Below are 22,709 nucleotides of genomic sequence, written 5' to 3'. Positions count from 1 at the left end.
GCAACTTATTTTTTAGGTTAACCAAAACTTTTTTATACTCTTAAATTAAATATATTAACATTTATAAATTTAGGTGGATTTTTCATGGCTGATGAAAAAATAAGTGAAAATATTGAAGAATACTTGGAAGTTCTTTATAGAAACGGTAGTAATAAAGAACAAGTATCAACCACAACTCTTTCTAAGGAGTTAGGAATTGCTCCGGGCAGTGTAACTCAAATGCTTAAAAAATTAGAAAATTTAGGTTATATAGTTTACACTCCATACAGAGGCGCTACCTTAACAGATGAAGGAATGAAAATCGCTCAAAAAATCACTAGAAAACATAGAATTTTAGAAAAATTCTTATTGGATATTTTAAAAGTTAAAGAAGAAAATATTCACGATCAGGCTTGTGAAATGGAACACACATTATCCGACGAAGCTGAAAGGGCTTTATGTACCATGTTGCACCATCCTGATTTATGTCCTGATGATAATGTAATTCCTGCATGTGATTTGGATTTTGACAGCTGTCAGCAATGTTTCTCTGTTAAAGACTTTGACAATGTTATCAACAGGAAATTTAACCTGCTTTCAATTTCTGAATTAAATCCGGACACTTCAGGGGTAATTTCATTCATTCGCGGAAATAGTGAACTCCTGGATTCAATTGCCGATGCCGGAATTGCAGTTGGAAATAATATCCATTATTACAATAATGATGGAAATGAATTTGTAGTTACCATTGAAGATGAAGACTTTTCTCTTTCACCTGAAATGGCAAATAACATTTTTATTAGGGTTTAAACCCTCAAATCTTTTTTTTAATTTAAAATTTTCTTATAAACAAATATTTTATATAACATCAACTTCATAATATATTGCATTAAAATAATTTTTTTCTTATTATGGTGTTTTAATGCGTGGTAATTTATCTAATGAAATTGTATCAGTTAAAATAGAAGAAGGCAGTAAAAGGCCTATTGCTTTACATGAGAAAAGCTTTTTTGGTAAAATCGAAGAGGACACATTAAACCTTTCTTTAATTGAAGCTTGTTATTTAATGGAAAAGGACCGTTTGGATGTTTATGAAGATGATATCCTGTGTACTGTATCCTATTTAATCGATCTTTTAAAGGAAAGGGATCTCTACGGCAGATACATTGTCTACCGTGACCTGAAGGATAGGGGTTATGTTATAAAAACCGGATTCAAGTACGGTTCCGATTTCCGTCTCTATGACCGTGGCCGTTCTCCGGGAAAAGGCCATTCAGATTTTCTCGTTAAAATCGTATATGAGAATTATGACATTTCAGCACTTGACTTTGCAAGCTATGTCAGGGTTTCTCACGGAGTTAATAAAAAATTGTTATTGGCAATTGTCGATGATGATTTGGACATAACGTACTATAATGTGGAATGGACAAGACCATAGCTTTAATTTATTCAAGATACAATATTTCAATTAGTTATTTAAATTACTATAATAATTATTAATCAAACATTTAATTTAATGAAGTTACATGAGTAAGGTGATAAAATATGATTGATCCATGGGCATCAACTAGCGTAGATTATGATAAGTTAATCAATCAGTTCGGTATTGAAAAAATTTCAGATATTATTGGAGATATAAAAGACCCTCAAAGATTAATGAAAAGGGGAGTAGTATTCGGACACAGGGAATTTAATCAAATTAATGACTTGATCAATAAAAAGGAAGATTTTGCAGTAGTAACCGGAATGATGCCGAGTGGCCAGATGCATATCGGCCATAAAATGGTAGTTGACCAGTTAATATGGTATCAGCAAAAAGGTGCGATGCTGTCATTGCCAATAGCTGATTTGGAATCATATGCCGCAAGAAACATGAGCTTTGAGAAAGGAAAGCAGATTGCGGTAGAGGAATACCTGACAAACTGGATTGCACTTGGCCTTGACTTGGAAAAGGACAATGTAAATGTTTATCTTCAGTCTCAAAACAAGTCACTCTTTGATTTGGAATTCAAGGCATCAAGAAAAACCAATTTTTCACAGCTACATGCCATTTATGGATTTGACAACTCAACAAATATTGCACATGTGCAGGCGCCGTTAATGCAGGTGGCAGACATACTGCTTCCACAAATAGAAGAGTTCGGAGGCCCGAAAAAGGTTGTTGTTCCCGTTGGTGTTGACCAGGATCCCCACATCAGACTTACAAGAGACATTGCCCACAGGTTAAATGAGGAGCTGGGTTTCATTCAGCCTGCATCTACCTATCACAGATTCCTCACCGGATTAACGGGAGATAAGATGAGCAGTTCAAAGCCAAACACTGCAATCTATTTGAATGAGGAACCTGAAGTTGCAGCCAAAAAGGTAAAAACAGCTAAAACCGGCGGAAGAGAATCCCTTAAAGAGCAGGAAGAATTGGGCGGTGAAGTGGACAAATGTGTAATATATGAAATGCTTGTTTACCACCTCATTGACGATGACAAGGAACTTGAAAAAATCCGTGAAGAATGTTTGGCCGGAAACCTCCGCTGCGGTGACTGTAAGGCAAGAACCGCTGAATTGATGCAGGAATACTTTGAAGATTTAAAAGACAAACAACTTGAGGCATCTGAAATTGCTCAAACAATATTATAAGGAAGTTAAATCGGCTTTTTTGGAAAATAAAACAGCCATTTACATTTCTTTATTTATTCTTATTTTTTCCTTGATTTTGGGATATTTTCTGGAACCCTATCTTTATAGCTATTTCAATCCCGTAGTTGATGATTTGTCACATAAGGTCGAAACAGGCGTAGTTAAGCTGACTTTTGGAGATATTTTTTTAAATAACATTAGGATAATACTTCAGATGTTTATTTATGGATTGCTGTTTTGTCTGTCCGTTTTTTTATTGGCTTATAATGGATTTTTCGTAGGGTATTATGTAGCTATTTCGAATAATCTTTTCAGGGTGCTTGTCATGCTGATTCCTCACGGGATATTTGAATTGACTTCATGTGTTTTGGCCTGTTCATCTGGTCTGGTTCTATTCACTTTTCTGTTCAAATTCCTTAAGACCTATTTGATAGAAGACATGACCTTGAAAGAAGCATTTTCAATAAATAGCTATAAAATAAAACAGGCTGTAATCATTTTCATGGTCGCAGTTTTTCTTATGGTAATTGCAGGTTTTGTAGAGGTATATCTTACAATTCCGATAGCCCGTTTTTTCTTAAGATAATTTTTTATATGATTTAATTCAAATTATTAATATATAATTTTTAATTTATTTTAGTGATATTTATGATACGTTGTGTTTCATGTGGAGCAGAATATGACGACGATGAAGTAATTTACACTTGTGAAAAATGTGGAAGTGTACTTGAACTCGTCAGTGATATTGATGTTTCTAAAGATATATTTGATGGTAGAAAAGATACCTTATGGAAATTTAAAGAATGTATTCCAGTAGATGAAAGCAAAATTGTTTCTCTCGATGAAGGGGGAACACCATTCTGCAAATGTGATAAATTAGGTGAAGAACTCGGCGTTAATCTTTATGTAAAAGTCGAAGGATCCAACCCTACTGGAAGTTTTAAAGACCGTGGTATGACTGTAGGCATGACCAAAGCTATGGAATTGGGTGTAAGTACTGTAGGATGTGCTTCAACAGGTAACACCTCAGCTTCCCTTGCAGCTTATGCGGCACGTGCAGGTTTACGCTGTATCGTATTTTTACCTTCCGGAAAAGTTGCTTTAGGTAAATTGGCTCAGGCAATGTTCCATGGTGCTGAAGTAATGTCTATTAACGGTAATTTTGATGAAGCTCTTGAAGCAATGACTGCTCTTGCTTTAGAAAAACATCTTTACTTATTGAATTCAATCAACCCTTACAGATTGGAAGGTCAAAAAACTATCGGTTATGAGATTTTAAGGGACTTGAACTGGGAGGCTCCTGATAGAATAATTTTGCCTGTAGGTAATGCAGGAAACATTTCAGCTATCTGGAAAGGTGTATCTGAGTTTTATAACGCAGGTTTTGTTAAAGACTTGCCAATGATGACAGGTATTCAGGCTGAAGGTGCATGTCCTGTTACCAATGCGTTTAGAAAAGGGGATAAAAGAGTAGTGCCTGTTGAAAATCCTGAAACCATTGCAACTGCGATCCGTATCGGTGCACCTGTAAGTGACATCAAGGCATTGAATGCAATTTATGACTCAAACGGTTACTCCGAAACCGTAACTGATGAAGAGATTCTTGATGCTCAAAAATTGCTTGCAAGAACTGAAGGTATAGGTGTTGAACCGGCTTCTGCAGCTTCAATTGCTGGTCTTAAGAAATTGGTCGATCAGGGTGTAATCGATAAAGGTGAAACCATTACCTGTGTTGTAACCGGACATTTACTTAAAGACCCTAATACAGCTATTGATGCTTGTACTAAACCAACAGAGGTTGATGCAGACATTGATACTTTAAGAAAATTATTAATGGAATAATAATTTTTCTTCTTTTTTTATTTATCTTTATTTTTATATTTTTCTAAATTTTTTTTCTAATTTTTTCTATAACCTTATAATACAATAATATATTATGTTTCAATTATTGCCTTTGTAATGTTTGAAAAGTGTAGTGTAGTTGGTGATATATATCAAAATTTGACCCATTTTTACCAATAGATTTATATATGGGAAAGTTTAAAGTATTAGTATAAAAAAATGAGGTGAAAAAATGGAATTACCAATTGCTCCTGTTGGCAGAATCTTAAAAAATGCTGGTGCAGCTAGAGTATCCGACGACGCTAAAGAAGCATTAGCAGAAGCAATCGAAGATTACGGTAACGAAATCGCAGCAAAAGCTGTTGGATTCGCACGCCACGCTGGCAGAAAAACTGTAAAAGCAGAAGATATCAAATTAGCAATCAAATAGATGTATTCTGTTTAGTAAGAGTGGATAGTAATTTTTTAATTACTATCTTTTTTCTTTAAATACTACTTTTTTTTAAAACTTTTTTTGTGAAATTTTACTGATTTTTTGATGGTTATTTTTTATAATCCAGAATTATTTCAACGACATGATTAAATGCTTCTTTTGCCTCAGGCATTACCGGATAGATTGCATAGACATGATTCATTTCTTTTCCGACAATCAGCTCTGCATCAACGCCGTTATCCTTTAATTTTTCATGAAATTTGACAATATCTGGATATAATATTTCATGGGTTCCTACAAATAGTGTAGTTTTTGGAAGTTTTCTTACTTCTCCAAATAATGGGCTTATCTTATAGTCTTTAGGATTTAACTCTCCCGCCCAGCTTTTTCCCATTTCACGCAAACCGTCTATTCCCAGCATAGGATCGAATTCAACACCATCATAATCTCCGGACATTGTCACGTCGACCCAGGGGGATATTAAAATTAAGTTTTTAGGCTGGGGTGAATCATTAACTGCCAAATATTCGCAGAATGCTGCTGACAATCCTCCTCCTGCAGAGTCACCCATAATTATAATTGGCTTATCCAGAGTTAACATGTAGTCATATAGTTTTTCAACAATTTCATAGGTTTCTTCATAGGTATGGTTTGGAGCAAGAGGATATATTGGTGCAAATACACTTCCATTAATCTTTTTTGCAAGCTTATCGCAAAATAAGATGTGAGGTCGCCTAATTTCGTTTACGTATATTCCTCCATGGAGATATATGACAATGTATTCTGTATTTTCAATGTCATTGAAGGTTACCACCTGACATCCAAAGAAATCTTTGCTTTCAACTTTGGTGTGATATATTAGTTTTGGTATTTTGTAGGGTTCATCTTCTTCAAGGGAACGTTTTTGCATATGTTCTCTCGCTTTTCCAGCATCGTCAACATATTCGCGGTGTTTTTTGTCTAAAACTCTTTCCACAACTTTTGATATTATCGACATTCTGCCACCTTTTTTCATTGGATGTTTTAAGTTATGTTTTTTAAAATAAATAATGAATGGTGTTGATATCTAATTCTATCATTATTTGAATCCAACCTCATTTTTTGAAAGAATTTTTCAAATTTTCCTGTTTATATTTACGTTTTCCTAAATTTTACTTAACAATTAATTTAAATTAGTTTAGGATATTTTTTAATTGTTCAATATTACAAAAGATTAATATAAAAGTAAATTATAATATATTCATATAAGTAAGAGGAGTTCGAATTATGGATAATGATAAAATGTTGGCCCGTTTTGGAATTTCTTCAAGACTGGCATATGGTCTTTTAGTTCAAAGTATATTGGTGATAGGTGTAACTATAATCAGTATATGGGGTATTTTTGAAATATATCAGGGTTTTACTATTAATTATATAACAAATATTATTTCATTTCTGGTTTGTATTTCTCTTTTGGTTTACTCATTTTATGGATTCAATGCTAAAAATCATCAAGAATCCTTTTTTGCTGCTGCAATAATTTTATATATCATATTGACTATCTTCGTTTTATTCACGACCATAACTAATATTAGAAATCCGGTTACCATACTCTCAGTAATATCATTGGTTTCCATAATCTTTTTCTTCCGTGAATATAAAGTAAATTATAAGGCTGCTAACTATGCAATGTTGATTGTTCTTATTTCAAACATAATTCTATTAATAATTAATGTTATGGGTGGAATGCCTTGGTTTGTTGGTATTAAATACATTATTATCCCAGTTACAATTGGTTTAACTTACTTTGAAAGAGTCCAAAGAGGAAAATATGATTTTGAAGTGTGAAATGGCTTTTATGGATGATTGAATATTTTGCTCTTCAATTACTTAATAAATGATTCGGATATTTTCCGGCGGTTTGGAAAATGGATTGCAAAAAATGTACTGTCTTATTGATATTGGCTATTTTCCTTTTAAGCATTTCGGCAGCATATGCTATGGATGATGGAATGGGCAGTGAGCATGCCGAATCACAAGATGCAATATTGGCGGAAAATCCAAAAACTTTCACACAATTAAGTGCAGAAATTAATGCATCCGGAAATACCTTTGATATTCAGTCTGATTATGCTTTCAGCAGTGAAAATGATGACGCTTATGTTTTTATAGATAAGACTAATTTCACAATTAACGGGAATAATCACATTATTGATGCAAATAAGGAATCCAGAATATTTTTCATTTCCGGAGACAATATAACAATTAATGATTTGGTTTTCATCAACAGTAATTCAACCCGTGGCGGAGCAATATATTCTCTTGGAAACATAACATTAAATAATGTCACATTCATCAGTAACACAGCGACTAGAGGAGGATCTGTCTATATTGACTTTGGTGAACTAAATTGTTTTGATTGTAAGTTTATAGATGGAAATTCCAGTTATGGTTCTGCAATATATTCATCTAATTCGATTACAAACATTGAAAATTCATATTTCACTTCAAAATATCTGGAAACTGGTGGTTTAATCTATTCCAGATATGGTGGGCTGTCCATAAACGATTCTATTTTTACAAATATTTCATCAAATAGATTCGGTCCTATTTGTTCTTTATATGGAAAATTATTTGTAGATAACTGTCTTTTCACAAATATCGCATCAAAGAATGCCGCAGCTATTCTTTCTCGAGAGGGTCAGGCCATTATTTATAACTCCAAATTTAAAAATTTGAAATCAGACATATCTGCTACTGCAATAGGAGTAAAAGAGTTTAAAGAATGTGAAATTGAAAACTGTACTTTTGTTAATCTCACTTCCCACAATAATGCTGGAGCAATATTTGCTGAAGCTGAAGATGAAAATAAATCCGCAGCAATCAGAAATTCCGAATTCATTGATTGCAGTTCCGGATTTGGTGGTGCTATTGTTTATATGGAAGGTAATTTATCCATAACTGATTCAAAATTTATTAATAACGCTGCTAAATATTATGGCGGAGCTATCTATACATCTTTTGTTAATTTAAATATTATAAATTCTTCATTAATTAATAACAGTGGCGAAAATTACACGGTATTATATTTTGATAATGGGGAATTGTTTATTGTAAATTCCACTTTATCAGATAATAAAGCTTTAAATTCAGAGAATTCTGTTTATGCAATTTATTTAAACGATGCTGATGCAAAAATTGAAAATTCGACTATTGACAATGGTAAATTTAATATTTATGGAAACTTTGTAAAAAGTTACGAATCACTAAACAGCTCTCTTGATGAAGATACTGTTTCAATAGATAATCAAAATTACATAACGGATGTTGAAAACACAGGACTTGTTCTTAATCTAACAAATAATCTTCTTATTTCTGAAGAATATCCTTCCAGATTCGATTTGCGTGAAATGGGTTTGGATACTCCTGTAAAATATCAGGCAATGATGGGGTCCTGCTGGGCATTCTCTGTTATTGTATCATTGGAAACTGCATTTTTAAAATCAACTGGTTTGAAATATGATTTTTCTGAAAATAATGTGAAGAATCTCGAAATAAAATATTACCCGACAGGGTCTGCAACAGCAACTGAAGGAGGATACACGTTTTGGTCTTTAAATCATGCTCTCAGCTGGTATGGTGTTATTCCCGAAGATGAAGACATGTATGATGAAGTGGGTAAAGTGTCCCGTTATATAGAATCTGAAAACAGAATACATCTTCAGGATGCTTACTTTGTAATGCCAAATTCAACCAACTATATACAGGACCTTAAAAAGGGAATTTTTAATTTCGGTGCAGTTTCAATAGAGTATAAGTCTGCTCAAAATGCACCATATTTCAATGTAAATACTTCAGCCCAATACATTAACGAATCCCTATCCGTAAGTCATGCAGTTGCAGTAGTTGGCTGGGACGATAATTTTTCAAAAGACAATTTCTTAATCACACCGCCTGGAGATGGTGCCTGGATTGTTAAAAATAGCTGGGGAAGTGATTGGGGTGATAACGGATATTTCTATCTCTCATACTATGAAAAATCATTGTTTACAGTGGATCAGGATACAAATTTTGCCTATCCTTATATTGCATGTATTTTTAATAATACTATTAATTATCATGTTAATTATCAAACAGACTTAAATGGACTGTTTTATTTTGATAAGAATTATAATTATTATTCCAATGAATTCATTTCCAAATATGATGAGTTGATTGGTGCTGTTGGAACGTACTTTAATGATTCTGGTATCGATTATTCTTTTGATATCTATGTCAATGGGGAAAAGCTTTACTCCCAAAACGGCATAAGTGAATTTGCAGGGTATAGGACTATTGTTTTAAATGATTACGTTTCTGTTAATTCAGGTGACAAATTTAAAGTTGTATTTAGGAATAATGCCCTTCCTTATGAAGCACAATCAAGAAGACATTATGTTCAGGGAATGTCCTTTGTCAGTGTGGACGGCGAATCCTGGAGTGATTTTGCATTGGAAAATAAAACAGTCTGTCTTAAGGTCTATACTGTAGCTGATGATTCAATAATGATTCCCATAAGTAATGTTTCTGAGGTATATGAACCTGAGTCCTCTTTCAGCGTTAAGGTAGTGACTTCTGATGGACGACGCGTAATTGGAGCATCGGTTGAATTTACAATTGATGATAAAATTTATAATGTTAAAACCAATGATGAAGGCATTGCAATTTTTAAAATACCTGTGTTAAACCCTGGAAATTACACATTAACAGTTTCATATAAAAATCAGACTATAAATGTGACTGTGTTATCTGTTGATAAAGGCAATGAATCACAAAACATGACAAATGTGAGTGTTAATTTAAATCAGACACTGGAATCTGCCGGAAATCCAATTTTAATGGCGATTTTATCAGCATTATTGATTGTTGCTTTTCGCTGTAAAAGAAAACTTTTTTAATTCTAAGATATATGTTTTAGGTCTTTTGGAAAATGGTGGTTCAATGGCACCAATCAGAGAATATATTGCAGTCAAATATTTTACAGAAATCAGAATCTCCAATTCAAAAATCTGCTTTAATGATATTTCAGACTATGTCTTTTAATAAAAAACTTATTTGAACAGGTCAGGAATTATTTTGGTTTTTTCAAAAATTATAAGTATTCACAACAAAAATATAATATTAAATTGAATATTTACAATACTTCAAATTGAAGTGATAATCATGGATAAAAAAACAAAACAACGTTTGGGTGAAATTAGACAAGCTTTAAAAAAATACGGTTTTGATGAAATTTTAGGTCAAACAGCAAAAAGTAAAATAAGAAATAAGGATGATGACGAAGCACATAGTCTTTTATTAGATGATGAAGTTCCGGTAAAATTAAGATTAATGCTTCAGGAATTAGGAACCACATTTATTAAATTAGGTCAGCTGTTAAGTACACGGCCTGACCTTGTTGGAGAAAAAATTGCAGGAGAACTGGAAAACCTCCAGGATGACAATCCTGCCATATCCTATGATCAGGTTAAAGCGATAGTTGAAAGTGAACTCAATGGTAATATTGATGAATTATTCGAAGATTTTTCACATGAACATTTAGCAACAGCATCCATAGGTCAGGTTCATGAAGCTAAATTAATCACTGGTGAGAGAGTTGCAGTTAAAGTGCAAAAAGAAGGAATCACAGATAAGATTGACCTTGACATAAGAATAATGAAATTTGTTGCCAACCGTGCAGACAAATGGAATGCTAATCTAAGAAAACTGAATCTTCCAGGAATCATGGAGGAATTTGACCGTTCAATCCATAAGGAAATTGATTACAACAACGAATTCATGAACATGCAGCGCATCGAATTGAATTTCGAAGATAATCCAGAGATACATATCCCGGAAACCTATTCCCAATACTGTTCATCAAAAGTTTTAACTATGGAATTCATCGACGGTACCAAACTAAACGATGTTTATGCAAGCGAAAGCGATGAATTTGACAAAAAGCTTCTTGCAAAAAATGTCCTGGATTCATATCTCCAGCAGCTATTCATTGACGGGTTCTTCCACGGGGACCCACACCCAGGAAACATAATGATTTTAGAGGATAATGTTTTATGTTATCTTGATTTGGGTATGATGGGATTTTTTGACGAGGAATTTAAAAAGAACCTTTCAGAATTAATGATACTATTCGTAGACCAGGATATTGATGGATTAATAAATCAATTGATGTACATGGACATTTTGGATTACGACATCGAAACAAGAACCCTGAAAAGAGATTTGAATGATTTATTTGGAAGATACTTCGGTGTTGAACTCAACCGTTTCGATGGAGTCCTCGAAGAGCTTCTAAATCTTATGCAGGATTATGGTGTTATCCTTCCAAACGAATTCGTTACAATGGCAAGAGGATTGTCAATGGTTGAGGCCATTGCAGAGAACCTGGATCCCGAAATTGATGTTTTCGCATCAATCAAACCGATTGCAAAACAGGTTGCAAAGGAAAGAGTCAATCCTAAAAAGTATTTGAAAAGCAAGAAAAGCAATATTATCCTGTATGAACATATGATTCAGGCATTGCCTAAACTCCTTACAAGGACAATCCACAAGATTGACAATGAGGAACTGCAATTCAAATTTGAAGTAGACATTACAGATAAGGTTTCAATAATTGCGCTCATATCAGCACTCATTATCGGTTCTTCTGTTGTTTCATTCGGTCCGATTGTATTTGACATGCCTTTGATTTCATTAATCGGTTATATACTAGCTATAATCTTAAGTATTATTGGCCTTAAAAGATATGTCTTAAAATAAGATTGCAGGCAACTCAGCTTAAAAGAGTCGTTTAAAATAACTCAAATGTTTTAAACGGCTTTAAAAATTTTTTTAATTATTAACTATCGTGGACTCATCACCAATTCCTACTATTGATGTACAATCACTTCAAAGGATTACTTTTTTTAACTTCAAATAGGGTCAATAAAGTTTTTTTTACTATTTTTTGGATAAATTTTTAATTCTCATATGTCTATTATTTTTAGAATATTGAAAAACATAAGAAACATAACAATCATAAATTTTTTTTATGTTTTATATGTTTTTTATGTTTTCTAATGAAAATTTTTAAATACTCTTAAAAACATAAAAATCATAACAATCATAAATTTTTTTTATGTTTTTTATGATTTAATTAGTAGGAGTAGTAACCATGAAACATAATCCATTTAGAAAACGGACTGGAATATTACCATCTTATTTCACGGGCCGTGAAAATGAATTAAATGAACTTAATACAATATATCACTCAACTAAAATGGGTGTTCCCGGACATTTAATATTATATGGGCCAAAAGGTATTGGAAAAACATCTTTGTTATTGAAATTTCAAGAGCAAATTTCCAGTTTTGATAATGTATATTCAGTTAGGATTCCATTAATAGAAGGAAATTTTGAAGATATCTACACATTAATAATAGAAAAATGTTCTGATTATTTAAACATTAACATTGGTCATTTCTGGGAGAAAATAAATTCATTAGGTATTAATATACCATTGATTGGAGGTATATCCTTTTCACGTGAACTTCCAAAAACCAGTCCTGTTGTTGCTTTTGAAAAAATTTTAAAAGTGATTTATGATGAGTTAGGCTCTGATAATCCTGTTTTGATATTGTTGTTCGATGATCTACAAAGGATTATGAAGACTGACGAAACAATGAAAATATTAAGTATCTTACAAAATGCTCTTGTTGAATTAAATTTGCAGGGAAAAAATATAATGTTTGTAGCTACTGGTTCAGAAGATATTTTCTATAAAATACAGGACAAACTTGATTCAGCAGTACGAATATTTGAACCTTACTTAATCGGACCTCTATCCTATGATGAATTATGTGATGCAATTAATGTTCCACTCAAAAAACAAGATGTAATCTTTGAAAATGATGTTTTAAATGAGATATATGAGTTATCCGATGGAATTCCATATTACATGCAAATTTTAGCTTACTGCTGTTTTGAAGAAATTAATGAAGATAATAAAGTAACTATGGCAGAATTTAAAAAAGCATCTTTATGTGCATTAAATATTTTATCTCAACGTGAATTTAAAGTATTATTTAACAAATCCACTACAGAAGAAAGAAAAATACTATGTTTGATGGCTGAAAGTGATGAAACAGTTCTCTCGTATTCTTATATCAAGGATAACGCCAACTTAAATTCAGAACCTTCTTCGTTATTGAAAAATTTGATTAATAAAAACATGATAATTAAACCATCAAGAGGAAAGTATAAATTAAAGAATAATCTTTTCAGATTATACTTACAAAATTTGCGGATTAATCAGGATACTGGTTCAATTAGCAATTTTTAATTATGTTTCATATGAATTCTAAAAATGTATTAATTAAATTGATGAGAAAACCTTCATCAAATCAATTATCTTTTTTGCCTAATTTTGCCTTATTTTTAATAACATTTATATGTAATGAGAACAAAACATAATTAATGTCTAGTTCTCTAGAATTATTTCATTAATTACTAAATTTTTATTTTTAGTTTTGCTAAAAATTATATGAAATTCAGAAGTATTTGTATTGAAAGTTTAACTCCTCTTGTTTTATTATTATGGAGTTATATTTAGTGATATATGAATTATTCAAGAATTAGTATTATTAAAAACTATAATAGATTATTCATTTATTATATAGTTTGAGTAATTTCTATAGTTAAAAAATAATATAACTATATATAATTACAATTATTATAATTCAATGAATTATAATAAGCCGATGGATGGCATAGCCAGATGAAAAAGGAGGTTTATTTATGGCAAACATTTATGTAAAATTTGACACACCTGAAGAATTAGCTAAACAAGCTGAAGAAGCATTACAAACCGCTCAAGAAAGTGGTAAAGTAGCAAAAGGAACTAACGAAGTAACTAAATTTATTGAAAGAGGAGACGCAGCTCTCGTTGTTATCGCAGAAGATGTTGATCCTGCTGAAATCGTTGCTCACATTCCAGTTCTCGCTGATGAAAAAGAAATCCCATACGTCTACTTACCTACTAAAGAACAAGTTGGTGGAGCTGCAGGTTTAACTGTTGGTACCGCATCCGCTTGTATTGTAGACGCTGGTGATGCTGAAGCTGCTGTTGCTGAAATTGTAGAAAAAGTTGCTGAATTAAAAGAATAATTAAATTCTTTTGATTAATCATACGGTGATTTACATGGAAGAAGGAACTCCTGCTGAAGTCATTGAAGTTTTAAAAAGAACTGGTATGACTGGTGAGGTAATGCAAATCAAATGCAGAATCCTCGATGGTAGAGATAAAGGAAGAATTTTAACAAGAAACATTATGGGTCCTGTAAGAGAAGGCGACATTTTAATGTTACTTGATACAATTAGAGAAGCTAAGGAAATTAGAACTCCTTAAGAAGGTGTAAGAACATGAGAACTTGTTCATTCTGTCATAAAGAAATAGAAGAAGGCACAGGAAAGATGTACGTCAAAAAAGACGGTTCAATTTATTTCTTTTGTAGCAGCAAATGTGAAAAGAATATGATTAAACTCGGAAGAGTTCCAAGAAAAGTTAAATGGGTTAAAGAATGATTCAAAAAAGTTTTGTAATGATGAAACCGGACGCTGTTCAAAGACGTCTTATGGGTAAAATATTGTCCCGTTTTGAAGAAAAAGGTCTTCAAATTGTAGCTGTTAAATTAATGCAAATTGATGAAGAATTAGCAAAAACTCATTATGGAGAACATGCTGAAAAACCATTTTTCCCAAGCTTAGTTGAATACATTACTTCTTCACCAGCTCTTGCTATGGTTATTGAAGGGGAAGAAGCAATCACCACTATCAGAAAATTAGTCGGTGCAACTAATCCTTTGGAAGCAGATCTTGGAACAATCAGAGGAGATTATGCAATGGATACTGGAAGAAACATTATTCATGCTTCAGACTCTCCAGCTTCTGCAGAAAGAGAAATTGCTCTTTTCTTTAACGAAGACGAAATTTGCGATTATCAAATTGTTGATAACAATTTAATTTACGAATAAATTTAAAGTGATTATTTAAAAAGATATTATGAAAATTAGATCCCCTATTGTATCAGTTTTAGGACATGTAGACCATGGAAAAACTACTTTGTTAGATTATATTAGAGGAAGTACTATTGCTGATAAGGAAGCTGGTGGTATTACTCAACATATTGGAGCTACTGAGATTCCAAATGATACTATAGATGAAATTTGCGGAAACTTCATTTCTGCATTAACAATTAAAGACTTGATTCCTGGTTTGTTTTTCATTGATACTCCAGGACACGCTGCATTCACCAGTTTGAGAAAACGTGGTGGAGCATTAGCTGATTTGGCAGTCTTGATTGTTGACATTAATGATGGGTTTAAACCGCAAACTTATGAAGCTTTAAATATTCTTAAAATGTATAAGACTCCATTCATTGTCGTAGCTAATAAAATCGACATGCTTTTCGGTTGGGAAACTCATGAAGGTGTTTCCTTTAAGGAATCATTTAATCAGCAAGCTCAAAGTGTTCAGCAGGCTTTGGACACTAAAGTATATGAACTTGTAGGTACCCTTCACAAGGAAGGTTTCCAGTCTGAAAGATTCGACAGGATTAGTAATTTCGCTTCCCAGATTTCAATCATTCCGATTAGTGCAAGGTCTGGTGAAGGAATTATTGAAGTTTTAGCTATGCTTTTAGGACTTGCTCAAGAATATTTAACCGAACAGCTTGAAATAAATGAGGATGCTCCTGCTAAGGGTACAGTTTTGGAAATTAAGGAAGAAACTGGACTTGGACTCACAGTGGACAGTATCATTTATGATGGTGTTTTAAGAACTAATGATGAAATTGCTTTAATGACTTCTAATAATGAAGTTTTAACAACTAAAATCAGATCTATTTTAAGACCTCTTCCTTTAGAGGAAATGAGAGATTCCAAAAAGAAATTCCAAAAATTTGATGAGGTTGTTGCGGCAGCAGGTATTAAGATAGCTGCTCCGAATTTGGATGATGTCGTTTCCGGTTCTCCTTTACGAGTTTTAAACGATGAGGAGGACGTTGAAGAAGAAATCTTAAAAGAAATCGAAGACATTACCATCAATACTGATGATGAAGGAATTTTAGTTAAGGCAGATACTCTTGGTTCACTTGAAGCTATCGTTCAGCTGTTAAAAGAGTTGGATATTCCTATTCGTGAAGCGGACATTGGAGATGTTAACCGTAGAGATATTATTAATTCTTCAATTGCTTTAAACGAGGATGAATCACATGGTGCAATCATTGCATTCAATGTTGGTGTTCATCAAAATTCCGTAGAGGATTTAAATAATTCTGATGTTAAGCTTTTCAAAGGCGATGTAATTTATCAGATTATTGAAGATTACGAAGAATGGATTAGACAAAAAGAAGAAGCTAAAAAGAAAGCATTTTACAATGCAATTATTAAACCAGCTAAATTTATGGCACTTCCGAAATTAGTGTTCCGTCAAAGCAAACCTGCAATTATCGGTGTTGAAGCGTTAAGCGGAACAATAAAACAGGGTCAAAAACTAATAAATAAAAATGGTGAAAGTGTTGGAATAATTGCTAGTATGGAAGATAAGGGTGAAACATTACCTGATATTTCCAGAGGTCAAAGGGTTGCTATGGCTATCGATGATGCTATAGTAGGTAAAGATTTCGATGAAGGGGATGAATTATTTATAGACGTTCCTGAAAAACATTATAAATTCATTGAAAGGGAGTTTAAGGATAAGTTGACTGAAGATGAATTTGAAACTCTCTATGAATTTTTAGAAATCAAACGTAAACAAGATCCTGATTGGGGAAAATTCGGTCTTTTTGAATAATATATAATGATGATAAATAAAAAATAAGGAGGAATACCATGGCATTCAAAGTTGTTGTGTCTAGTAAAGCAGATTCTTACCAAGTGGAAGTCGATGATACTAAAGCTCTCAACGGTTTAGTTATCGGCGATGAATTCGATGGTAGTATTGTTGGTTTAGATGGTTATACTTTAAAAATCACTGGTGGTAGTGATAAAAACGGTTTTACTATGAAAAAAGATGTTCCTGGTACTAGAAGAATCAAAAGTTTATTAACTGGCGGTACTGGTTATCATCCTAAAAAAGCAAAAAAAGTCAAAGGTGTTAGAAAAAGAATCGCCATTGACGGTGTTAAAAGAAGAAAAACCGTAAGAGGTAACACTATTGCTGATGATATCGTACAAATTAACACTGTTGTTGTTAATCAAGGATCAAAACCAATAGCTGAAATTCTCGGTGCTGGTGAAGAAGAAGAGGAAGAATAGTTCTACTATTTTTCTCATTTTTACTTTATGTTGAATTAAAATTATTAAAAAAGGTGGTTATCTGTGAATGTACAGTCAGATGTTAACATAGGTTTGGTTGGTCATGTAGACCACGGTAAGACTACTCTTACCAAAGCATTGTCAGGAGTATGGACAGATACTCACAGTGAGGAAACTAAAAGAGGTATTTCTATCCGTTTGGGATATGCAGATATCGAATTTAGAAAATGTCCTAAATGTGGAGAACCTGAATGTTATACTACTGCGGATGTCTGTGAAATTTGTGGTAGTGAAACCGAATTAATCAGAAAGGTTTCTTTCGTTGATGCTCCAGGGCATGAGACTTTAATGGCAACTATGTTATCTGGTGCTGCTATAATGGATGGAGCAGTTTTAGTAATTGCTGCAAACGAACATTGTCCACAACCACAAACTAAAGAGCATTTGATGGCACTCGACGTTATCGGTGTTAAGGATGTTATTGTAGTTCAGAATAAAATTGATATTGTTTCAAAAGAAAGAGCTATTGAAAGTTATAATGAAATTAAGGAGTTTGTTAAAGGTACTTGTGCTGAAGACGCTTTAATAATACCAGTTTCTGCTCAACAAGGTGCAAACATGGATATCTTAATTGAAGCAATGCTTAAAAATATCGAACCTCCTGAAAGGAAGTTGGATGGCAGCGCTTTAATGCATGTTGCAAGATCTTTTGATATTAACAAACCAGGTTCTGGTGCTGATAAAATCAAAGGAGGAGTTATTGGTGGTACCTTGGTTCAGGGTAAATTAAGACTCGGTGACACTATTGAAATCAGACCGGGCATTAATAACAATAATCAAAGAATATATTTGACTTCAGAGATTATTGGTCTTGAAGCTAACGGTAAACAGGTTGAAGAGATCGGTCCTGGAGGACTTGTCGGTATTGCAACCAAATTAGACCCATCTTTAACCAAGTCAGATTCCCTTTCAGGTTCTGTAGCCGGTGAAGAAGGAACATTGCCTGATGTTTTAGATAGTTTTACTATGGAATCTCATTTGCTTGACAGAGTAGTTGGTACTAAAGAAGAACGTGACGTAGCTCCAATTAAACTCAAAGAACCTTTAATGATTAATTGTGGTACTACAACTACAATTGGTGTTGTTACATCAGCCAAAAAGGATGTTGTCGATGTTACACTTAAATTGCCTGTATGTGCAAGTCCTGGTGACAGGGTGGCATTGTCCCGTCGTGTTGGTGCACGTTGGAGATTAATTGGTTACGGTATTATTAAATAAGTTTGAGGGCAATAATGAGCTTAAAAGAAGTTGTAATTGATACCAATTTTTTTATGGTTCCTTTTCAGTTCAATGTTGATATCATCACTGAACTGGAAAAAGTATTACCTTCTTACAAATTAACTACTCCAAGCTTTGTTATCAATGAATTGAAGGGTTTGAAAAGAAATAACAAAGGTAAAATACGTTTAAATGCTAATTTAGCCTTGAAGTTAGCTAATTCTTCAAAAGTTGAAATAAAGGATATTTCATTGCTTGAAAATGAAACTGTGGATGATGCGTTACTGAGAGTTTCAGAAGTTTTAGCTACAAATGACATAGAATTAAAAAAACGTGCAAAGGCAAAAGGCATTACTATTGTCTATTTAAGGCAAAAAAATTATATAACTGTTGACGGCAAGATATAAACATATAATAATTAAACTTATTAATTAATTAATAATTCATAAAAAAATAAAAAAATGAGGGATTGTTTTGTACTACAAGGTCAAAATTGAAGACACAGTAAGAATACCTCCTCGTCGTTTCGATGAGCCTCGTGAAAAAGTTGCTATAGAAACTTTGAATGAGACTTATAACGGTCGTTTAGACAAGAATTTAGGTTTATTCATCTGTGTTAATGAAATTGAAGAACTTGGTGAAGGTAAACTCATTATGGGTGACGGTGCTTCATACCATAATGTTATTTTCAACTCAATATTCTTTAAACCTGAACAGCAAGAAATTATTGACGGTGAAGTTATTGAAATAGCTGAGTTCGGTGCTTTTGTTAGAATTGGTCCTATGGATGGTTTAGTCCACGTATCACAAGTAACTGATGATTACATTGGTTATGATGCAAAAAGAGGAGCATTGCTTGCAAGAGAATCTAATAAAACTTTAGATGAAGGAGATTTAGTTAGAGCAAGAACTGTAGCTATTAGTCTTAAAGACAATTCTGTTAAAGATACTAAAATTGGTCTTACAATGAGACAAAATAATTTGGGTAGATTTGAATGGATTGAAGAGGCTAAACAAAAAAGTAAGAAGGCTTAAAAATGAAAGCGTGTACTGTTTGTAAAATGTTATCAAATAAAGAACGTTGCCCTTCCTGCGGTAACCCTACTTCAGACAACTGGAGTGGTCTTTTGATTATTACTAATCCTGAAGAATCTGAATTGGCTCGTGAATTAAATATTAAAATTCCTGGAGAATACTGTTTAAGAGTTAGGTAGTGGTTAAGTGTTACGTTTAGATGCAGAATTAAATAAAGATGTAATTGTCGAACTTAAAAAACCGTTAGGCAAGTTATATCCGGATTTCGAAGATGCAATTGATGAAATTAAATCTTCCAAGTTTTTAATTTCTGTAGGTGATGCAACTTTCTCTAATCTCATTAAATACGAATTATATCCTAATCTTGCGATTATTGATAATTTAGTTCAGAGAAAAAATTACGATCATGATATTATACATACGGAAAATATTTTAAAGGCTAATAATCCTGCGGGAACCATTACTGATGATCTATGGGAAACCATAGGCAAAGCTCTTCAGTTATGTGACAATGGCGAATGTTATGTGATTGATGTTGCTGGGGAAGAAGATCTTGCAGTTCTTCCTTGTATCTTAATGGCCAGTGAGGATACAACCATTTTATATGGTCAACCTAACGAAGGTTTAGTTATTTTAAAAGTTTCTGATACAATAAAAAAAGCTCAAACGTTGATTGATGCATTTATTGAAGAATAAAATTAAGTGAGGCTTAATTATGGAAATCGATATTTTTGAAGAAAAAGAAAACAAATTGTTTAATAGAAAAGAAATCAAATTTTATGTTGATTACGATGGAGAAGCTACTCCTAAAGTATTAGACATTAAATCTAAATTAGTAGCTTTATTAAATGCTAAAAAAGATGTTGTTGTTGTAGACAATGTACAACCACACTACGGTGAACCTAAAGCATTAGGTTATGCTAAAGTTTACGACACTATCGATGATTTAAAATACATTGAAGCTGAACATATCATAGCTAAAAATACAGAACCTGAAGAAGAACCTGCTGAAGAAGAAGAGGCTGAAGAATAGGTGATTTTATGGTAAGAAAATCTGATTTATACAAAGTAGATGGCGACAAAATTGAAAGAAAAAACCCAATTTGTCCTCGTTGTGGCGAAGGTGTATTCATGGCTGACCATGGTGACAGATTTGCATGTGGTAAATGTGGATACACTGAAATGAAAAAATAAGATTTTTTAAATCTTAATTTCTTTTTTTATTTATTTTTATTTTTAACATAATATTTTTAAGAAGGGATTTCTTTGGATAATATTAGAAATGGTCGTTTTAAGACTGGAATGACTGATGAAGCTGCCGAATACACTTCATCTCTTGAAGCGGACATGCTTCTTTTCGAAGCTGACATCAAAACTAATTTTGCACACACTTCAATGCTGAAACATGAAGGAATAATTGATGCTGAAATTGCGGATAAGATTTTATGTGCTCTTGATAATCTCAAGGAAGAGGGTTATGAAGCTCTTGTTTTTGATGCCACCATTGAAGATGTCCATATGGCAATTGAAAACTATGTAACTTCCAAAATAGGTCCGGATGCAGGTTTTATGCACACTGCAAAATCCCGTAATGACCAGGTTGCATGTGATGTCAGACTGGTTTTAAGGGAAATGATTGAAGAGATTCAGATAGGCATCCTGGAATTCATGGAAGGATTAGTTGAAATGGCAGGAGAGCATTTGGAAGACATTTTCATCGGCTTTACTCACTTGCAGCATGCCCAACCGATTACAATAGCTCACCACTTGATGGCTCATGTTCAGGCTCTCAAAAGGGATTACGAACGTTTGGCAGACACATATAAGCGTGTAAATTTAAACCCATTAGGTTCAGCGGCAATGGCAACTACTAGTTTTCCGATAAACAGGCAGCTGACCACTGACCTGCTTGGATTTGATGCTTACCTGGAAAATTCCATGGATGGAGTTTCAGCACGTGATTTCATTACCGAAACAGTCTTTGATTTGGTCTCACTTTCATCAACCCTTGCTAAAATGTGCGAGGAATTGGTATTGTGGAGCACTTACGAGTTTGGCGTTATTGAAATGGCCGATGAATACTCATCAACTTCTTCTATTATGCCTCAAAAGAAAAATCCTGACGTTGCCGAGCTTGCAAGAGGCAAATGTGCAATTGTCAATGGTGAACTGGTTACCATTCTGACAATTCTCAAGGCCATTCCATACACTTACAACAGGGATTTGCAGGAAATAACTCCTCATTTATGGAATGCCGTCAAAGTAACAGGTGAAACATTATCAATCGTAACAAAAATGATGCTATCAGTTGAGTTTAAGGTTGACAGGTGTGCAGAGCTTGCTGGCAAAAACTTTGCAACAGCAACTGATCTTGCAGACATCATGGTTCGTGAAAAACAGATTCCCTTCAGAACAGCCCACAAAATCGTTGGTAGAATTGTTAATGAAGCCACAGCAAATGATATGGCTGAAGAGGATATCACTTCCAAATTCATTGATGACATTGCTGCTGATTTGGGCTTTGATGTGCTGAACTTGGAAGATGATTTGATTCAAAGGGCTTTAAATCCTGCTGAAAATGTTAGAATCAGAGCGGTTCCTGGAGGACCTGCTCCTGAAATGGTGGAAATTGCTCGTGATAATATTAAAGTTTTCTTGAATGAAGAGTTTGAGAAAAAGGGAATTTAAACAATTCCTAATATTTTTTTTAATTCAAAATTATTTTAGGTATGCCTAAACTTTAAATACTTTAAAAAACAATATCATTATTGTGGATATAATCTTTTGATTATTGAAGCAGATAGCAAGGGATATCTGGAAACTTATTTAAGATTTGTTCCTCAATGAATTCAAATAAGTAAATGCTCAGCTCCAGTATCTCCTTGCTCATCTTTAACTTCTTTTGTAAAAAAAAGTTAACGTAATGACTTATTCTTCTTTTTGAGATTCCTCGTAATTTTCATGAATCTCATCGGCCAGGTCTTGGTTTCCTTCTATGATTGGTCCGGTATAGTCGCAGTCATAGCACACCCATTGGGACCAGTTTTGAGGTATAATCCATTTTACATTTTTTGACCCGCATCTTGGGCAAATTTTGTGCATCATATTATTAAATTTCTGTTAATATTAATTAAATTTTTGCAAACTATTTGGTTTTGTAGAAACTCCATATCAGGTCAAGCGCCTCACCGGGTTCC

26 protein-coding genes are annotated in these 22,709 nt (G+C 33.2%); 24 read left to right on the top strand and 2 right to left on the bottom strand.

What is annotated here, in order from left to right; all coding sequences use genetic code 11:
* Positions 1–84 precede the first annotated feature (84 nt).
* The 6 genes from ACKI44_RS03055 to ACKI44_RS03030 all read left to right on the top strand — a co-directional run bounded on the left by ACKI44_RS03055 (position 85) and on the right by ACKI44_RS03030 (position 4,885).
* Positions 85–789: a metal-dependent transcriptional regulator gene (locus ACKI44_RS03055; protein ID WP_407421417.1), complete on the top strand. Its 705-nt coding sequence runs from the start codon at positions 85–87 to the stop codon at positions 787–789.
* A 112-nt stretch (positions 790–901) separates the two neighbouring features.
* A complete protein-coding gene (endA, locus tag ACKI44_RS03050; RefSeq protein ID WP_407421415.1) occupies positions 902–1,417 on the top strand; it encodes a tRNA-intron lyase in 516 nt (171 codons plus the stop codon).
* Between the two features lie 107 nt (positions 1,418–1,524).
* Positions 1,525–2,613 carry a tryptophan--tRNA ligase gene (locus tag ACKI44_RS03045; RefSeq protein WP_407421413.1) on the top strand — a complete coding sequence of 363 codons (1,089 nt, stop codon included), beginning with the start codon at positions 1,525–1,527 and terminating at the stop codon, positions 2,611–2,613.
* The gene (locus tag ACKI44_RS03040) at positions 2,579–3,199 is read left to right on the top strand and encodes a stage II sporulation protein M (RefSeq protein WP_407421411.1); all 621 of its coding nucleotides are present in this window, start codon (positions 2,579–2,581) and stop codon (positions 3,197–3,199) included. Before ACKI44_RS03045 ends, ACKI44_RS03040 begins: the two co-directional genes overlap by 35 nt.
* Positions 3,200–3,261: 62 nt before the next feature.
* The gene (gene thrC, locus ACKI44_RS03035; RefSeq protein ID WP_407421409.1) at positions 3,262–4,455 is read left to right on the top strand and encodes a threonine synthase; all 1,194 of its coding nucleotides are present in this window, start codon (positions 3,262–3,264) and stop codon (positions 4,453–4,455) included.
* A 232-nt stretch (positions 4,456–4,687) separates the two neighbouring features.
* Entirely contained in the window at positions 4,688–4,885 is a 198-nt protein-coding gene (locus ACKI44_RS03030; protein WP_058738942.1) for a histone family protein, read from the top strand.
* A gap of 112 nt (positions 4,886–4,997) precedes the next feature.
* On the opposite strand, the gene ACKI44_RS03025 is transcribed toward ACKI44_RS03030, so the two are convergent.
* On the bottom strand, positions 4,998–5,885 hold the full coding sequence (locus tag ACKI44_RS03025; RefSeq protein WP_407421407.1) for an alpha/beta hydrolase: 888 nt from the start codon (positions 5,883–5,885) through the stop codon (positions 4,998–5,000).
* A 269-nt stretch (positions 5,886–6,154) separates the two neighbouring features.
* Here ACKI44_RS03025 and ACKI44_RS03020 point away from each other — a divergent pair, with 269 nt between their 5' ends.
* The 18 genes from ACKI44_RS03020 to argH all read left to right on the top strand — a co-directional run bounded on the left by ACKI44_RS03020 (position 6,155) and on the right by argH (position 22,200).
* Entirely contained in the window at positions 6,155–6,715 is a 561-nt protein-coding gene (locus ACKI44_RS03020; RefSeq protein WP_407421405.1) for a hypothetical protein, read from the top strand.
* An 80-nt stretch (positions 6,716–6,795) separates the two neighbouring features.
* Positions 6,796–9,804 carry a C1 family peptidase gene (locus tag ACKI44_RS03015; RefSeq protein WP_407421403.1) on the top strand — a complete coding sequence of 1,003 codons (3,009 nt, stop codon included), beginning with the start codon at positions 6,796–6,798 and terminating at the stop codon, positions 9,802–9,804.
* A 265-nt stretch (positions 9,805–10,069) separates the two neighbouring features.
* Positions 10,070–11,665, top strand: a complete 1,596-nt coding sequence (locus ACKI44_RS03010) for an ABC1 kinase family protein (protein ID WP_407421401.1) — start codon at positions 10,070–10,072, stop codon at positions 11,663–11,665.
* A gap of 394 nt (positions 11,666–12,059) precedes the next feature.
* Positions 12,060–13,226, top strand: a complete 1,167-nt coding sequence (locus tag ACKI44_RS03005) for an AAA family ATPase (protein WP_407421399.1) — start codon at positions 12,060–12,062, stop codon at positions 13,224–13,226.
* Positions 13,227–13,681: 455 nt separating this feature from the next.
* Entirely contained in the window at positions 13,682–14,050 is a 369-nt protein-coding gene (gene rpl7ae, locus ACKI44_RS03000; protein WP_407421397.1) for a 50S ribosomal protein L7Ae, read from the top strand.
* Between the two features lie 34 nt (positions 14,051–14,084).
* Positions 14,085–14,291 (top strand): 30S ribosomal protein S28e, encoded by a 207-nt coding sequence (locus ACKI44_RS02995; RefSeq protein ID WP_042692817.1) that lies wholly within the window; start codon positions 14,085–14,087, stop codon positions 14,289–14,291.
* A gap of 14 nt (positions 14,292–14,305) precedes the next feature.
* Positions 14,306–14,467, top strand: coding sequence for a 50S ribosomal protein L24e (locus ACKI44_RS02990; RefSeq protein ID WP_295594697.1), 162 nt, complete (start codon positions 14,306–14,308; stop codon positions 14,465–14,467).
* Positions 14,464–14,916 (top strand): nucleoside-diphosphate kinase, encoded by a 453-nt coding sequence (gene ndk, locus ACKI44_RS02985; protein WP_303737210.1) that lies wholly within the window; start codon positions 14,464–14,466, stop codon positions 14,914–14,916. Before ACKI44_RS02990 ends, ndk begins: the two co-directional genes overlap by 4 nt.
* Positions 14,917–14,944: 28 nt before the next feature.
* Entirely contained in the window at positions 14,945–16,735 is a 1,791-nt protein-coding gene (gene infB, locus ACKI44_RS02980) for a translation initiation factor IF-2 (RefSeq protein WP_407421395.1), read from the top strand.
* A 38-nt stretch (positions 16,736–16,773) separates the two neighbouring features.
* A complete protein-coding gene (locus ACKI44_RS02975; protein WP_407421393.1) occupies positions 16,774–17,199 on the top strand; it encodes a 30S ribosomal protein S6e in 426 nt (141 codons plus the stop codon).
* A gap of 63 nt (positions 17,200–17,262) precedes the next feature.
* Complete coding sequence (locus ACKI44_RS02970; RefSeq protein WP_407421391.1) at positions 17,263–18,477, top strand: translation initiation factor IF-2 subunit gamma; 1,215 nt, start codon at positions 17,263–17,265, stop codon at positions 18,475–18,477.
* 14 nt (positions 18,478–18,491) lie between these two features.
* On the top strand, positions 18,492–18,884 hold the full coding sequence (locus ACKI44_RS02965) for a PIN domain-containing protein (protein WP_407421389.1): 393 nt from the start codon (positions 18,492–18,494) through the stop codon (positions 18,882–18,884).
* 67 nt (positions 18,885–18,951) lie between these two features.
* Positions 18,952–19,512, top strand: a complete 561-nt coding sequence (locus ACKI44_RS02960) for a DNA-directed RNA polymerase (protein ID WP_303737214.1) — start codon at positions 18,952–18,954, stop codon at positions 19,510–19,512.
* Positions 19,513–19,514: 2 nt separating this feature from the next.
* Positions 19,515–19,691: a transcription elongation factor subunit Spt4 gene (gene spt4 / locus ACKI44_RS02955; protein WP_303737215.1), complete on the top strand. Its 177-nt coding sequence runs from the start codon at positions 19,515–19,517 to the stop codon at positions 19,689–19,691.
* Positions 19,692–19,698: 7 nt separating this feature from the next.
* Complete coding sequence (locus ACKI44_RS02950) at positions 19,699–20,208, top strand: GTP-dependent dephospho-CoA kinase family protein (protein WP_407421386.1); 510 nt, start codon at positions 19,699–19,701, stop codon at positions 20,206–20,208.
* A 19-nt stretch (positions 20,209–20,227) separates the two neighbouring features.
* Positions 20,228–20,545 (top strand): 30S ribosomal protein S24e, encoded by a 318-nt coding sequence (locus tag ACKI44_RS02945; RefSeq protein ID WP_407421384.1) that lies wholly within the window; start codon positions 20,228–20,230, stop codon positions 20,543–20,545.
* A gap of 8 nt (positions 20,546–20,553) precedes the next feature.
* Complete coding sequence (locus ACKI44_RS02940) at positions 20,554–20,706, top strand: 30S ribosomal protein S27ae (protein ID WP_292784086.1); 153 nt, start codon at positions 20,554–20,556, stop codon at positions 20,704–20,706.
* A 72-nt stretch (positions 20,707–20,778) separates the two neighbouring features.
* Complete coding sequence (gene argH / locus ACKI44_RS02935) at positions 20,779–22,200, top strand: argininosuccinate lyase (protein ID WP_407421382.1); 1,422 nt, start codon at positions 20,779–20,781, stop codon at positions 22,198–22,200.
* A gap of 240 nt (positions 22,201–22,440) precedes the next feature.
* Here the strand turns inward: argH and ACKI44_RS02930 are convergent, their stop codons facing one another.
* Positions 22,441–22,617 (bottom strand): hypothetical protein, encoded by a 177-nt coding sequence (locus ACKI44_RS02930; protein ID WP_407421380.1) that lies wholly within the window; start codon positions 22,615–22,617, stop codon positions 22,441–22,443.
* Positions 22,618–22,709 lie beyond the last annotated feature (92 nt).

The organism is Methanobrevibacter sp. (assembly GCF_045646205.1).
Classification (GTDB): Archaea; Methanobacteriota; Methanobacteria; order Methanobacteriales; family Methanobacteriaceae; genus Methanocatella.
The sequence above is the reverse complement of the archived record's forward strand: the minus strand, read 5'-3'. Positions and strand labels throughout refer to the sequence as shown.